Source organism: Brevibacillus schisleri, assembly GCF_055685845.1.
Genome location: NZ_JBVNDM010000001.1, coordinates 595,584 through 610,000 on the forward strand (window position 1 = coordinate 595,584; position 14,417 = coordinate 610,000).

Sequence of the window (14,417 nt, forward strand, 5' to 3'; positions counted from 1 at the left end):
GATGAGCTATACATGGAGGCTCACGGGAGCGCAGGAGACGCAGCGCTTTGCCGAGCAACTGGCAAGTCTGCTTGAACCAGGTGACTTCCTCGCGATGGAGGGGGATCTGGGAGCGGGCAAGACGACTTTTACCCAGGGGTTGGCCAAAGGACTAGGAGTCCGACAAGTAGTGAACAGTCCGACCTTTACTATCATAAAAGAATATCAGGGGCGCTTGCCGCTTTATCATATGGATGTCTACCGGGTAGGCGATGATCCAGACTCTCTTGGTCTGGACGATTACTTTTTTGGCGAAGGTGTCTGTGTCGTAGAGTGGGCCTCTTTGATCGAGGATGTCCTGCCGACAGATCGGATGACCGTCTTCCTACGTAGAGAAGGGGAGGAACAGCGTATGATTGAGCTGGTTCCTCAAGGGAATCGTTATGTGAAATTGTGTGAGGAGTTTGATTTTGATGCGCGTATTGGCGATTGATACATCGAATCTGGTGCTAAGTGTAGCTGTGGTAGAGGAAGAGCGAGTCTTGGCGGAAATGACGACGAACCAGCAAAAAAACCATTCCGTGCGTCTGATGGATTGCGTCAGTGAACTGCTCGATGCAACAGGAACAGCGCCAGAGGAACTCAGCGGCTTCGGGGTGGCAAACGGACCGGGCTCCTACACGGGCGTGAGAATCGGCGTAGCCTCTGCGAAAAGCATGGCTTGGTCACTGAATGTGCCAGTCATCGGTGTATCCAGTCTGGAGGTAATCGCCATGAATGCCACAGGCTTCTCTGGATTGATTGTACCGCTGTTCGATGCGCGTAGAGGTCAAGTGTATACTTGCTGTTACCGTTCGCATGGCATGGAGGCAGTTCAAGCGCAGTCCACAGAACAAATCATCCTGTTGCGTGAATGGCTGCCACTGTTGCGAGACCTGGCGCAAGGAGAGCCGATCTTGTTCTTGGGTGAAGATGTAAGGCTGCATCGGGAGACAATTGTGCAAGAGCTCGGGGATCAGGCGCAATTTGCTTCTCCAGCGTTCAATCACCCGCGTGCTGCCCATATCGGCTATGTGGCACTACGCAAGCTTCAAGAAGGCGGAAATGCGCATGATCTAGTTCCGGAGTATTTGCAACTGGCAGAAGCTGAAGCGAAGTGGCTTGCCCAAAAGCAGGCGGGGGCCGTAAAGGAGTAAAAGCATGAGTCAACCAATCGATTTGGAATATCGTTATATGGCGATGCAGGACGTTGGGGCTGTAGCAGAGCTGGAGCGCTTGGCTTTTACAACTCCATGGCCGCATGATGCATTTGTCAACGAGCTGACGAGAAATCCAAATGCACGCTATGTAGTCGTCGCTCACCAAAATAGAATTATCGCTTACTGCGGCATGTGGATCGTGATCGATGAGGCACATATTACAAATATCGCCGTCCATCCTCTATACCGTGGAAAAAAGGTTGGATTGGCGCTAATGATCAAAATGATGGGTGTTGCCAAGCTACAGGGTGCCCATAGCATGACGCTGGAAGTTCGACCTTCGAACACAGTCGCACGGAACATGTATATCAAGCTCGGCTTTAAAGAGCATGGGCGACGCAAGAGATATTATTCGGATAACAATGAGGACGCAATCATTATGTGGGTGACATTGTAATGAACAAGACGTATACGTCGCGCTACGAGAAGCGCATACAGCAAAAATACGAAGCACATAAGGAATCAGGTGCTCCTACTTATATTTTAGGAATTGAAACAAGCTGCGACGAGACATCTGCTGCTGTCATTCTTGATGGCCGAGAGGTTCTATCAAACGTCATCGCTTCCCAAGCCGATATCCATAAAAGGTTTGGCGGAGTCGTGCCCGAGGTGGCTTCTCGCAGACATGTAGAGAATATTACGCTTACCATCGAAGAGGCTCTGACCGAGGCTGGGAAAACGTTGGATGACATCCAGGCAATTGCGGTGACGTACGGACCTGGGCTTGTCGGAGCCCTGTTAGTTGGCGTGGCAGCAGCAAAAGCCATTTCCATGGCCAGAGGCATCCCGCTAATTGGAGTCCATCATATCGCGGGTCATATTTACGCGAATCGTCTGGTGCAAGAAATGGAGTTTCCGCTGATCGCACTCGTCGTATCGGGTGGGCACACGGAGCTTGTCTGGATGAAGGAGCATGGTCAGTTCGAGATTTTGGGGGAAACGCGCGACGACGCTGCAGGGGAAGCCTACGACAAAGTAGCACGAGCGCTAAATATGCCATATCCAGGCGGACCTCATATTGATCGCCTCGCACATGAAGGGGAGGCAAATGTACCGCTCCCTCGTTCATGGCTGGAGCCAGATTCCTACGATTTCAGCTTCAGTGGCTTGAAATCAGCTGTGCTCAATACCTTGCACAATGCAGCACAGAGAGGAGAGACGATCGAACCGGCGAATCTGGCGGCGAGCTTCCAAGACTCGGTAACAGAAGTGCTCGTAGAAAAGACAATTCGGGCAGCCCGTTCGCATGGAGCGAAGCAGGTATTGCTGGCTGGGGGCGTTGCGGCCAATCGCGGATTGCGTGAGCGGTTGCAGGCAAGGTGCGAGGCAGAAGGAATACCGTTGGTGATCCCACCGTTCTCGCTATGCACAGACAACGCTGCGATGATTGGGGCAGCAGGCTTTATCAAGTATGAAAAAGGACAGTTTGAGGGGCTTGATTTGAACGGAGTCCCAAGCCTATCGCTTTCAGAGCAATAGAATGAATGGATGAAAAGCATCTCTGAGGTTGAGCCGGAGATGCTTTTTTTATTTGTTTAAACGAGCCGCTGTCGGTGGGGGGAAGAAGCGCATTTCCAGTCTACGCTTCGGCCTACGCCCCCCAAGAGGCTAGACTATCCGCCGATTTATCCACATCATAGGATAACTTTCTGGATTGTTCACATGTACTCCTGTGAATACTGGTGATAACACGAGAAAATGACCGGGAAAACCGCATGTACTCTGTGGATTGTTTTGTGGAAAATGTGGATAAAAAAGTCGAGTTATCAACAGGAGGGAGACTCGTGGGAAAGAAACTCGCGCTGATTTGCTTGTCATTCCTGATATTGTTTCTAGCTACAAATATAGGAAAACCGTTGATAGCAAAGGAAAAACAGCAGGTCATCATGCTGTTTGTGGAGGGGATGTCGTTTCATGATCTGGAGCAGCTCAAAAAGTTATCTACTGTGGATAAATGGTTGGATGGTGCAGGAGCTGGGGCTCTTTCCATAAGAACACCCGGATCGCGCACGGCCGCAAACGGCTACTTGCTCATGGGGAGCGGCGGTCAAGCGCTTTACTCTGAAAGGAGCGGGACAGGCTATCATCCGTTTGAGGCGCTCTCGTCCAAGGAAACAGCCGGTGAAAGGGCGCAAGAGCTAGGCGGTGATGAAGCGCAGGAGGTGGCGCGCTCCTCAATCATTTTTCCGGGTATTTTCCGGCTCTTGGCAGATAATCGGGAGAAACCATATTCTGCACAAATCGGGCTTCTTGGGACCGTGCTTGCTGCAAACAACATTCAGGTCGCTTTATACGGAAACGGTGACTATGAGGATATCCGACAGAGACATGCCGTTCTGTTTGCGATGGATCAGCAAGGAAGGGTTCCGACAGGGGACATTTCGGCAAAAAGCATGCACCTCCTTCGTGGCTATCCGTACGGGATCAAGACAAACTACACGTACCTGCTTGAGAAAATCCACAGCGAACATCAAGCGGGCTTGATTATTGCTCAGCTCTCAGATTTAAACCGGTTATACCAGTTGAGCGCGGATATGGACCAAGGCCAGTTTACCCAGCAGTATCAGCGCGCTTTACGTGACTTGTCCTTTTTCCTTGACCAACTCCTTGAGAAACGTAAACCACATCAACGCATTGTAATGGCATCACCAGCCGTTAATCATGTGGCGACAAAAGAAAAGACTCTCTTAACTCCCGTGTTCATTTGGGGAGAGAAAGCGAATGGAGTTTTGACCTCCGCTACCACGAGGCAGTCGGGATTAGTCAGTGGACTCGATATGGTGCCAACTATACTGTCTTGGCTGGACGTACCCGTACCAAAAGGGTTGGCTGGACATGTCATACGTATCGAAAAAGGGAATGGTCTCACTGCCCTTCAGAATCAGGTAGGCAAGATTCATCATACATATGCGACAAGGCCAGCAGTACTCTACACCTACGTTATGCTGCAAATTGTCATTGTAGGCTGTGCGGTTGTTCTTTGGTGGTTTGGGCGGAAGAGAGAAGGGTCAGGACTTTTGCGGCTGCGTAGAGGAATACGTCTCGCGCTGCTGGCTTTATTATGGTTTCCCGCATTGCTTTTGGCAGAGAGCCTACTCGACTGGCAGGTTTCTGGCGCGGTTGTCTTGGGAGGGCTCATCATGACTGCCTTGATCGCAGCTTTTTGGCAGGAAACCCACGCTCTCCCGCGAATCGTGATGACAGTTAGCGGAGTGACGACAGCCATTCTGCTGGTGGACGGATGGACTGGTGCTCATTTGATGCGGCAATCGTATCTCGGGTATGATCCGGTAATCGGAGCGAGGTTTTACGGGCTAGGAAATGAATACGAAGGGGTCCTGATCGGCAGCACGATCATGCTTGTGGCTTCACTATACGAGAGAATGACCGGAGGACAAAAGGAGCTACGTCGGGAACAGAAGTGGTTGCCTGCTGTCTCCGCAGCCATATACAGTGTCGTGCTTTATTACATGGTGGCACCGAGCCTGGGAACGGACGCAGGCGGTTTTCTTGCCGGGCTGATTGGATTTACCGTGGCATTGTCACGGCTTGAGGGCTGGCGAATTGGCAAAAAAGGCCTCCTGCTGTTGGCAGGCGGCCTGGTTATGGGTGTATGCGGCTTGATGGCGATCAGTCTCATGTCAGATCAGCCCTTGACTCATGTCGGACGTCTTTCCGAGCAGATTGTACATGGGGAATGGTCCGAAGTAGGGCAGATGATTGAACGAAAGCTGGCGATGAATCTCCGCTTGATTCGCGTTTCCATTTGGAGCAAAGCATTTGTCGTCTCCCTGATTGCACTAGGAGTTCTCACCTTGAAAAACGACCGCTTTTTGCACCATCTGGCGAAGGACACGCCATACTTGGTTAAAGGCTTTGCTGGTGTCATTGTGGGTGCACTGGCTGGGCTGTTTCTCAATGACTCAGGCATCGTCACAGCAGCTACCTGCATTACCTTTCTGGTGGTTCCTGCTCTCTATGCCGCCTTGGAGGAGCCTGCACAGCAGCGATGTTCTACGTGAAGACGGGACTACTCTTCTGATAGGGCGCTCCACTCGTCATACAACTGCTCCAATTCTTGTTTGGCAGCATGAATTTGATCGTTGCGTTCTTTTGCCTGTACATGATCACTATAAATTTCCGGGAGACAGAGCTCTTCTTCCCATTTGACAATGTCAGCCTCTCGTTTTTGGATCGTGACCTCAATCTCTTCCAAGCGGCGCTGACGTTGACGCTCGCGACGTTTCGCTTCCTTATCCAGCTCATAAGAGGATTTCTCAGGCTGTGCCGCTGCGGTACCGCCTTGTTTTTTTGTGGGCAGCGCTGCTTGTTCGGCTGCGAGCTCTTCCAGTTCTTGCTTTTTCTCCACGAAGTAATCGTAGTTACCCAAATAGCTGGTCACGCCATCACCTGTCAGCTCTAGGACGCGAGTGGCAATCTTGTTTAAGAAGTAACGGTCATGGGAGACGAACAGGATCGTACCCGGATAATCGTAGAGGGCATTCTCGAGCACTTCCTTGCTGAAAATATCCAAGTGGTTCGTCGGCTCGTCGAAGATCAGGAAGTTTGCTTGCTTCAACATGAGCTTTGCCAGAGAGACGCGTGCACGCTCTCCACCAGACAGGTCGCTGATCTTCTTTTGTACATCATCACCGCTAAACAAAAAGTTGCCGAGCAGGGTGCGGACTTCCTTTTCCAACATATTCGGATATTCATCCCAAATTTCGCCGAGCACTGTATTCCGTTCGTTCAGGTTACGATGCTCCTGGTCGTAGTACCCAATCGTTACATTGCTCCCGAAATGGATATCGCCGCGCAGCTTAGGCAACTGTTCCACGATCGTTTTTAACAGTGTCGATTTCCCGATACCATTGGGACCGACCAAGGCCACACGCTCTTCGCGCTCGATTTCAAACGTAAGACCCTGAGAAAGGACGGCATCCGGGTAACCAATCGCGACGTTGTTTGCTTTCATCACAATAGTACCGCTCATTTTTGCTACATCAAAAGAGAAGTGGACGGATTTGTTGTTCATGATTGGCTTGTCCAAGCGGTCCATCTTTTCTAATGTCTTCCGTCGGCTTTGCGCTCGTTTGGTCGTCGTAGCTCGAGCAATGTTTCGCGCGATGAAATCCTCCAGTTTGGCGATCTCTTCCTGCTGCTTTTCGAATCGCTTCAAATCCTGTTCGAGACGAGCCGCCTTTTCATCGAGGAAGCGGCTATAGTTACCGACATAGCGGGTAGCGCGTGTCCGTTCGATTTCATATACCACGGTCACGAGCTTGTCCAGGAAGTAACGGTCATGGGAAACTACGAGAATGGCGCCCTGGTAGTTTTGCAAATACGTCTCCAGCCAAGTCAATGTCTCGATGTCCAGGTAGTTCGTCGGCTCATCGAGCAGGAGAATGGTAGGGGATTGGAGCAACAGCTTGGCTAATGCCAGACGAGTCTTTTGGCCGCCGCTCAATGTGCGGATCGGCGTCGTGTAATCGAAGTCCGCAAAGCGCAGACCGTGCAAGACCCCACGAATCGCCCCTTCGTAGCTGTATCCGCCTTTTTCCTTAAAGGCTTCCGAGCGGTGGGAGTAATTTTCCAACAGTTGCTGGTAACGCTTCTCATCGGCGAGAATAGCGGGATCGCCCATTTTGGCTTCGAGCTCACGAAGCTCCAGCTCTTCTTTTTGTAGATGGGAAAAAACACTCAACAACTCATCCCAAATCGATCGTTCCGATTCAAGGCCGCTGTTTTGTGCCAAATACCCGAGTGTAACATCCTTTGGAATGCGGATAATGCCTTTGTCGTAGCTTAGCTCGCCGGCGAGGATCTTCATTAGAGTCGATTTGCCTGCACCGTTTACGCCAACCAGACCAACCCGTTCCCCGGTTTGAATTTGCAGGGAGATGTCTTGTAGAATGGTTTCGATACCATATGTTTTTTCTATATGTTCAGCTTGTAGCAAAATCATCGGATTCACCTCTTTATATACTAATGCCAGTGTAGCCTAGAGAGAGCGCATGGGACAAGCCTCGTGGGAATGTCCCAAGCACGTTACGAAAGAGGGAAGAGGTTGTCATGGACCAAAAAACGAATAAAAAACAGCTGCGAAGCCATATTTTGGAGAGGCGCAAGTCCATGTCTGCAAAGGAACGGGAGCAGCTTTCCAGAGAGGTATGCGATCATTTGCTGTCTCATGAAAGGCTGGCTGATGCCAAAGCAATCATGGCTTTCCATCCTTTTGGCGATGAGCTGGATATTCTGCCCTTTCTACATGAGGCAAAAAAGCGAGGCCAAGATATATGGCTGCCGCTCACAAACGTTACCGAGAGACGTCTCATTCCCTATCGGTATACAGGAACGGACATGCTAAAGCAGGGAGTCTACGGGATTTGGGAGCCAGATCCTGCCCTGGCAGAGGAAGCGGACGTAGCACACTTGGATGCGATCATTGTTCCAGGCGTTGCTTTTGACAGCAAGGGCGGACGTATGGGATATGGTGGTGGTTATTATGATCGCTTTCTGGCAACGCTGAAAAAGCTCCCATTCTTGGTTGGAGTCGGCTTCTCTATTCAGGTTGTGGAGCATGTACCCCTAGAGTCTCATGATGTTTTGCTAGATGCAGTTGTCACCGAAAAAGGTCTTCTACATTTTTGAATGTTTTGTGTCAGTAGCTTTTACATGCCTTCTTCTGTCGCGAATGGTGCTTTCCGCCAAGGAAAAACGACGAGACGTTTTTTACAGAAAAGTGTACAATACTATCGAATGAGAAACCGGAGGAATGTATCGTGAGCAAATGGAAGGTAGGCGTTATTTCTGCAAGTGATTCGATTGCCAGAGGAGATCGTGTGGACGATCGTATGCCAATCGTTCGTCATCTGACAAGGGAATGGCTTCAAGTAGATGTCGCTGTATACCGTGCCGTTAGTGATGATATGGAAGATTTGCAAGAACATATGATTGAGCTCGTAGACCGGGAAAAATGCGATCTGTTGATTGTTACTGGGGGAACGGGGCTTAGCCCGCGTGACGTTACGCCAGAAGTGACAGCGTGGGTTATTGACAGACCAGTCCCAGGTTTGGCTGAAGAAATGCGCCGTGCTGGTTTGAAGCAATCCCGACGGGCGATGCTGACCCGTGCAGTTGCGGGAACGAGGGGGAATTCGTTGATTATCAATCTCCCTGGCAATCCGAAAGGCGTAGAAATCTGTTTCAATGCGATTGGCGATATGCTGTCCGACGCTTTGCACATTTTGCAAGGAACGGGAGAAGCAAACGAAGATTGGGGAGGATTGCATTGGTAGAAAAACCTCAGATGCGGGAAGTGCCAGTGCGTGAAGCGATCGGCATGATGCTTCCTCACGATATGACGCAAATTTTGCCTGGAGAATTCAAAGGACGCTTGTTCAAAAAAGGACATGTTGTCACCGAGGCTGATATTGAGCCACTGTTGTCCATTGGCAAAGAGCATATTTACGTGCTGGAGATGCCAGAAGGCTACATCCATGAGGAAGAAGCGGGCATTCGTATCGCCAAGGCTGTTTCTGGACCAGGCTTGACCTTAACGCCTCCTTATGAGGGCAAAGTATCAATGAAGGCCGCCAGAACAGGTTTAGCCAAAATCAACGAGGAAGCTGTCCATACGTTGAACAAGCTCGAAGGAATTGCGTTTTCCACGATTTATGGTGATCAGGTCGTGCATCCAGGGCATACATTGGCGGCTACGAGAATCATCCCGTTAATTATGGAAGAGTCTCGAATCATCGAGCTGGAGCAACTGGCCAAACAGTTTGACGAACCGATTGTACAAGTAAAAACGTTTCAGGATAAAAGAGTGGGACTTGTTACGACAGGGGGAGAAGTTTTCTCTGGCAGGATCGCAGACAAGTTTGGTCCTGTGATTCGAAACAAGGTGGAAGCTCTTGGCTCTACTGTCGTAGACCAGCGTTTTGCACCAGATGACAAGGAAGCGATCGAACAGCAGATTCATTCGTTCCTCGATGAAGGGGTCGATCTGATCTTGGTCACGGGGGGCATGTCTGTCGATCCAGATGACCGCACGCCTGGAGCGATTGCAGGAGTAGGAGCAGAAGTAGTGCGCTACGGTACGCCGATGTTGCCGGGCTCCATGCTGATGGTTGCTTACAAAGGCGAAGTGCCGATTCTCGGATTGCCGGGAGCGGTCATGCATGAAACGTTCACTTCCTTTGATGTATTTTTGCCGCGCATTTTGGCTGGGGAGCGAATTGTGGCGTCCGATATGACAAGACTCGGATATGGTGGTTTACGAAAGTGCTAGCTGGTTAGACTGGCAAATAACGAAAAGCAAACGATTTCACAAGAAAAAGGAGTGAACACGTATGAGCTCAATCGGGATTCCTGGATTAATCTTAATTTTAGTTTTAGCCTTGGTGCTTTTTGGTCCGAAAAAGCTTCCAGAATTGGGGCGTGCGGTAGGTCATACTTTGAAAGAATTCAAAAATGCTACCCGCAGTCTGACGAGCGACGATGAAGACGACGATGAGGAGAAAAAGCGCAAGGAGTTAGCTTCCAAAGAAGTGTCTCTTGCCAAAACAACGCCGGTTGTCGCTGACAAGGAAGCAGCGGAGCGGGAGAGAATTGAACGCGAAATTCGTGAAAAAATGGAACGCGAGGTTCGTGAAAAAATAGAACGTGAACGCTTGGAAAAAGAAATCCGCGAAAAGCTGGAGCAAGAGCGCCTGCAATCGGAAAAAGAGCAGAAGAACGCGTAACAGGTAAGGTTGGTGGTTACCATGAAGGATCAGGAAATGACATTGGTAGAACACCTGACGGAACTTCGCAAGCGCATCATATGGGTGCTGGCCGTGTTTATTGTCGCATTGATCGTCGGTTTTTTCCTCGCCGGTCCACTTGTGGATTATTTAAAGCAAGAACCGATTGCGGATGGCGTGCCCATTGTCTCGTTGCATCCGTCAGACGCACTTCGTGTTTACATGCAGGTTGCCTTCCTAGTGGGTGCTGTCATCACACTGCCTGTAGCACTTTATCACGTTTGGCGTTTTGTTTCGCCAGGGCTGGAAGAACAGGAAAAGCGCGGGACACTTTACTTCATCCCGGCGGCTTGTTTTTTGTTTATCATTGGTGTCTTGTTTGGTTACTACGTCGTTTTTCCGATGGTCATGCAGTTTATGACCGGTATTACAGCATCGATGGGCGCAGACCCGAACTACGGAATCGCGCAATACTTTGGCTTCATGTTTAATATGGTTATTCCGTTCGGGATACTGTTCCAGCTGCCGATTATCGTCATGTTCCTGACGAGACTGCGAATCCTCAATCCAATGAGGCTGGCAAAGGCACGACGCTACGCTTACTTTGCATTGGCTGTCGTTGGGATTACCTTGACGCCTCCAGAGATTGTCAGTGATATTCTCGTGACCATCCCTTTGCTGCTTTTGTACGAGCTGAGCATTTGGCTATCTAGGATTGTTTATCGCAAGCAATTAAAAGAACAAGAAGCGTGGGAACAAGAATACGGCAGTTTGGAAACAAACGAACCCGTTCAATAACGAGCATGAGAAAAGTCTTCTGTCCTGAGTGGCAGAGGGCTTTTTTGGTATTCCAGCAGAAAGTGGGAAATACTACGGACGTTATGATTCGGGAGGTGCTGAATATGTGGCTAATCGTATGTTTGGCGTTGTTTTTTTCTGGGAGTACTGCAAATGCCGCTGGGCTGGGGGAGCCTATTGAACTTTTTGATACGGACAAGCAGCGCGTTGTGGCTAGCTTTGAAAATACATCTGGATTTCAGGAGGAAGCCAAGCAGATTTTGCAAAGTGTGAGCGGGCGGGTCTTGGAGTTTAATCCATCCTTGGATTCCGCCATGATCGTAAAAATTCCACTAGTCCCTCCAAAGCAGATAAAGCTAAAATCCGCTAATCTCGATGCGATGATTGCAGAGATGTTTGTCATCATGCCCAAAAAAGGGGAGCGTCGTCCGTGGCTGATTCTGCATACGAAGGAATATGAAACGGTCGTTGTGGAGTTTATCGAAAAAGTTGACGACTTGAGGAAACAGGTGAAATTGCCGTAAACTGGCACTTGTTATTGCAAGAGCAAGCCCGGTCGTCCATAAAAAGCGACGAGACCGGGCTTTTCGATTATTTCTTGGGAGTGAGGAAGGTTTGGGTGAAGTAGTCTGTATATACGCCCACACCTAATTGGGTGAAGCCTTTTTCGAGTACGTTTTTGCGATGGCCTGGACTGTTCATCCAGCCCTCATGGACTTCGATGGCATCCGTATAGCCTGCTGCAATATTCTCTCCGGCCATGCTATAAGCGAGAGAGGCACTTTTCATGCGGTCAAATGGATTACTCCCGGTCGTCGCAGAGATGTGATCAAAGAAATTGTTACTCTCCATGTCCATGCTGTGTTTGCGTGCCACATCGGCAGCCTTTTCATTCCATTGAAGGGGCGGAAGCTTGTATCGGTAACGGGAAACATTGACCAGATCGAGGATTTGGCGCTCAGACGCGGCATTGACCTGTTCTCGTTCGCCAACTCGAAGCGGCGGGGGATCAAAATTGGGCGCCTGACCTTGATAGGTCCACTTCGTTTCGTAAAAACTGCCACGCAACAGCATTTGCGTATCCATCATACGCACAGCGGTGACCTTGTTGCCATTTTGCTTGTCCAAGTAATAAACGTAGGGGGTGCCATCTTTCATGACGAGAGGGCGTTGCTGCTTTTGATTGGTTATTTGGATTTGTGCCCCCTGAAAAGAGAAAGAAACAATGTTTTGTACAGCCCATTGACGCTCAAGTGATTGCTGGCTGGTGCCGACTCCGATGTTTCCGAGCTTTGCTGTAGGAGCGAGCGAGTACACATCGACGACTTTGTCATTTGCGATGCCGACTTGAATGTATCGGGCAGGCTCGTGATTGTACACCCACCATTGATAGCCGAGACTGCTTGGCTCTTTGCGGGCAGGCTCACCTAAACGTTTGTGTACTTCCTCAGTAGACATGCCGAGAGCGATGTCAAAAATCGTGTTAGGCTTCTCCTCTCGAATGGGTGGTGCAGGTGGTTTGACGGTTGCGGGCTTTTGGGGAATCGTCAGAGAGGCAGGGACTGCATCGGGTGTATTCTGGTTTTCAGGCTGTCCAACGGAGAATACGGGAGGTTGACCGACCCAAGCGGTTTGGGAAGCTTCATCCCACCCGATAGGCTTATTCAAGTGGCGACTGATCATGGACAGAGGTACATATAGCGCTCCTTCGTATTCGAGGGAAGCTGGTATTTCTCTGCCTTCCTCCATGTAGTACCCGGGCTTTTCGCTTGCGACGATTTCTCGGCCATCCCAATAGATAGAAGCTGGGTTAAGATTGACTCGTATAAAGGAAGTAGTATCCGAAGTGAAGAGACGGCTGATTCCGAAGACTCCCAGGGCAATTAAGCCAATCCAGAGCCATTTGTGCATGGAACAATTCCCTCCTTGGTGAGCTTGCCTGATTCTATGTTTCATTTATATGAGCGTGTCCGAATACTAGAACCTTCTTGCTAGAGAATGCATTTTAATAGGAGGAAGAGTAGTCAAGCAGTTGCAAATGGAAAAAAGTGAGGGAAACTACTTGCAAAGTACATAGTGATTCATTATTATAGGAATTGGGTGTTAGCACTCATAACAGTCGAGTGCTAACAACAGAAATATTGTTTACCTACATTTTTTGAGGAGGGTGTTTTTAGTGCTTAAACCATTGGGTGACCGTGTGGTAATCGAAGCTATCTCCAAAGACGAAACGACTGCAAGCGGTATCGTTTTGCCTGATTCTGCAAAGGAAAAACCGCAAGAAGGCCGCGTAATCGCAGTAGGTTCTGGCCGTGTTGCTGACAACGGTGAGCGCATCGCTTTGGAAGTAAAAGAAGGCGATAAAGTAATCTTCTCCAAATACGCTGGTACTGAAGTAAAGGTAGACAACAACGAATACCTCGTGCTGCGCGAATCCGATATCCTCGCGATCATCGGTTAAGGCTCTTAACATAGGAAGTCGAACGAATAAACACATAACAGGAGGTTGAGTTTAGATGGCTAAACAAGTCAAATTCTCTGAAGACGCTCGCCGCTCCATGCTGCGCGGTGTTGAAACTTTGGCAAATGCGGTTAAAGTAACCCTCGGTCCAAAAGGCCGTAACGTGGTTCTTGAGAAAAAATTCGGTTCTCCATTGATCACCAACGACGGTGTAACCATCGCGAAAGAAATCGAGCTGGAAGACGCTTACGAAAACATGGGTGCGCAACTGGTTAAAGAAGTTGCTACCAAAACCAACGACATCGCTGGTGACGGTACAACAACTGCAACTGTACTTGCTGCAGCTATGATCCGTGAAGGTCTGAAAAACGTAACTGCTGGCGCTAACCCAATGGTTATCCGTCGCGGTATGGAAAAAGCAGTTCGTGCAGCTGTAGAAGAAATCAAATCCATCGCGAAGCCGGTTGAGAACAAATCCTCTATCGCGCAAGTAGCTGCTATTTCCGCTGACGATCAAGAAGTAGGTAACCTGATCGCTGAAGCAATGGAAAAAGTGGGCAAAGATGGCGTAATCACTGTTGAAGAATCCAAAGGATTCGTAACAGAGCTGGAAGTAGTAGAAGGTATGCAATTTGACCGTGGCTACGCTTCCCCTTACATGATCACTGACACTGACAAGATGGAAGCGGTTCTGAACAACCCTTACATCCTGATCACTGACAAAAAAATCTCCAACATCCAGGAAGTTCTGCCTGTACTCGAGCAAGTTGTACAAAGCGGCAAACCACTCCTGATCATCGCTGAAGATGTTGAAGGCGAAGCGCTCGCTACTCTCGTAGTGAACAAACTGCGTGGTACCTTCACAGCTGTAGCGGTTAAAGCTCCTGGCTTTGGCGACCGCCGCAAAGCTATGCTGCAAGACATCGCTGCTCTGACTGGCGGCGAAGTAATCACAGAAGAGCTGGGTCTGGACCTGAAATCCACTAAGCTGGAGCAACTGGGCCGCGCTGGCAAAATCGTGGTTACAAAAGAAAACACAACTGTTGTTGAAGGTGCTGGCGACAAGGCTTCCATCGAGAGCCGCGTAACCCAAATCCGTCAACAAATCGAAGATACTACTTCCGATTTCGATCGCGAAAAACTGCAAGAGCGTCTGGCTAAATTGGCTGGCGG

The 14,417-nt window shown here is 49.6% G+C and carries 15 protein-coding genes (1 of these 15 only partly in view); 13 read left to right on the forward strand and 2 right to left on the reverse strand.

The window, feature by feature from the left end:
* The first annotated feature begins 1 nt into the window (after position 1).
* From tsaE to ACUUHJ_RS03140, 5 genes are all read left to right on the forward strand, one after another.
* Positions 2-472 (forward strand): tRNA (adenosine(37)-N6)-threonylcarbamoyltransferase complex ATPase subunit type 1 TsaE, encoded by a 471-nt coding sequence (gene tsaE, locus ACUUHJ_RS03120; RefSeq protein WP_472298229.1) that lies wholly within the window; start codon positions 2-4, stop codon positions 470-472.
* Positions 453-1,175, forward strand: coding sequence for a tRNA (adenosine(37)-N6)-threonylcarbamoyltransferase complex dimerization subunit type 1 TsaB (tsaB, locus tag ACUUHJ_RS03125; protein ID WP_472301134.1), 723 nt, complete (start codon positions 453-455; stop codon positions 1,173-1,175). The genes tsaE and tsaB overlap by 20 nt, the downstream gene beginning before the upstream one ends.
* Before the next feature lie 4 nt (positions 1,176-1,179).
* Positions 1,180-1,635: a ribosomal protein S18-alanine N-acetyltransferase gene (rimI, locus tag ACUUHJ_RS03130; RefSeq protein ID WP_289675972.1), complete on the forward strand. Its 456-nt coding sequence runs from the start codon at positions 1,180-1,182 to the stop codon at positions 1,633-1,635.
* Entirely contained in the window at positions 1,635-2,717 is a 1,083-nt protein-coding gene (gene tsaD, locus ACUUHJ_RS03135) for a tRNA (adenosine(37)-N6)-threonylcarbamoyltransferase complex transferase subunit TsaD (RefSeq protein WP_289675974.1), read from the forward strand. Before rimI ends, tsaD begins: the two co-directional genes overlap by 1 nt.
* A 305-nt stretch (positions 2,718-3,022) precedes the next feature.
* The gene (locus ACUUHJ_RS03140) at positions 3,023-5,260 is read left to right on the forward strand and encodes a hypothetical protein (RefSeq protein ID WP_472298230.1); all 2,238 of its coding nucleotides are present in this window, start codon (positions 3,023-3,025) and stop codon (positions 5,258-5,260) included.
* Positions 5,261-5,268: 8 nt separating this feature from the next.
* On the opposite strand, the gene ACUUHJ_RS03145 is transcribed toward ACUUHJ_RS03140, so the two are convergent.
* Positions 5,269-7,203, reverse strand: a complete 1,935-nt coding sequence (locus ACUUHJ_RS03145) for an ABC-F family ATP-binding cassette domain-containing protein (protein ID WP_472298231.1) — start codon at positions 7,201-7,203, stop codon at positions 5,269-5,271.
* A 107-nt stretch (positions 7,204-7,310) separates the two neighbouring features.
* Here ACUUHJ_RS03145 and ACUUHJ_RS03150 point away from each other — a divergent pair, with 107 nt between their 5' ends.
* From ACUUHJ_RS03150 to ACUUHJ_RS03175, 6 genes are all read left to right on the forward strand, one after another.
* Positions 7,311-7,889: a 5-formyltetrahydrofolate cyclo-ligase gene (locus ACUUHJ_RS03150; RefSeq protein ID WP_472298232.1), complete on the forward strand. Its 579-nt coding sequence runs from the start codon at positions 7,311-7,313 to the stop codon at positions 7,887-7,889.
* Between the two features lie 131 nt (positions 7,890-8,020).
* Positions 8,021-8,536: a MogA/MoaB family molybdenum cofactor biosynthesis protein gene (locus tag ACUUHJ_RS03155; protein WP_012684262.1), complete on the forward strand. Its 516-nt coding sequence runs from the start codon at positions 8,021-8,023 to the stop codon at positions 8,534-8,536.
* Complete coding sequence (locus ACUUHJ_RS03160; protein WP_289675978.1) at positions 8,530-9,531, forward strand: molybdopterin-binding protein; 1,002 nt, start codon at positions 8,530-8,532, stop codon at positions 9,529-9,531. Before ACUUHJ_RS03155 ends, ACUUHJ_RS03160 begins: the two co-directional genes overlap by 7 nt.
* A gap of 61 nt (positions 9,532-9,592) precedes the next feature.
* Positions 9,593-9,985 (forward strand): twin-arginine translocase TatA/TatE family subunit, encoded by a 393-nt coding sequence (gene tatA, locus ACUUHJ_RS03165; RefSeq protein ID WP_289675979.1) that lies wholly within the window; start codon positions 9,593-9,595, stop codon positions 9,983-9,985.
* 21 nt (positions 9,986-10,006) lie between these two features.
* The gene (gene tatC, locus ACUUHJ_RS03170; protein ID WP_016740769.1) at positions 10,007-10,783 is read left to right on the forward strand and encodes a twin-arginine translocase subunit TatC; all 777 of its coding nucleotides are present in this window, start codon (positions 10,007-10,009) and stop codon (positions 10,781-10,783) included.
* Positions 10,784-10,887: 104 nt separating this feature from the next.
* Entirely contained in the window at positions 10,888-11,307 is a 420-nt protein-coding gene (locus ACUUHJ_RS03175; RefSeq protein WP_289675980.1) for a hypothetical protein, read from the forward strand.
* A 67-nt stretch (positions 11,308-11,374) separates the two neighbouring features.
* Here ACUUHJ_RS03175 and ACUUHJ_RS03180 read toward each other — a convergent pair whose 3' ends face one another.
* Entirely contained in the window at positions 11,375-12,694 is a 1,320-nt protein-coding gene (locus tag ACUUHJ_RS03180; RefSeq protein WP_289675981.1) for a CAP-associated domain-containing protein, read from the reverse strand.
* A gap of 265 nt (positions 12,695-12,959) precedes the next feature.
* On the opposite strand from ACUUHJ_RS03180, the gene groES reads away from it, so the two are divergent.
* Together groES and groL are read left to right on the forward strand one after the other, a co-directional pair.
* The gene (gene groES / locus ACUUHJ_RS03185; protein WP_012684268.1) at positions 12,960-13,244 is read left to right on the forward strand and encodes a co-chaperone GroES; all 285 of its coding nucleotides are present in this window, start codon (positions 12,960-12,962) and stop codon (positions 13,242-13,244) included.
* Positions 13,245-13,299: 55 nt separating this feature from the next.
* Positions 13,300-14,417, forward strand: partial view of a chaperonin GroEL gene (groL, locus tag ACUUHJ_RS03190; RefSeq protein WP_047074052.1) — the 5' portion only. The gene runs 514 nt beyond the window's last position; 1,118 of the gene's 1,632 nt are visible here — the first part of the coding sequence; its start codon is at positions 13,300-13,302; its stop codon lies beyond the right edge, outside the window.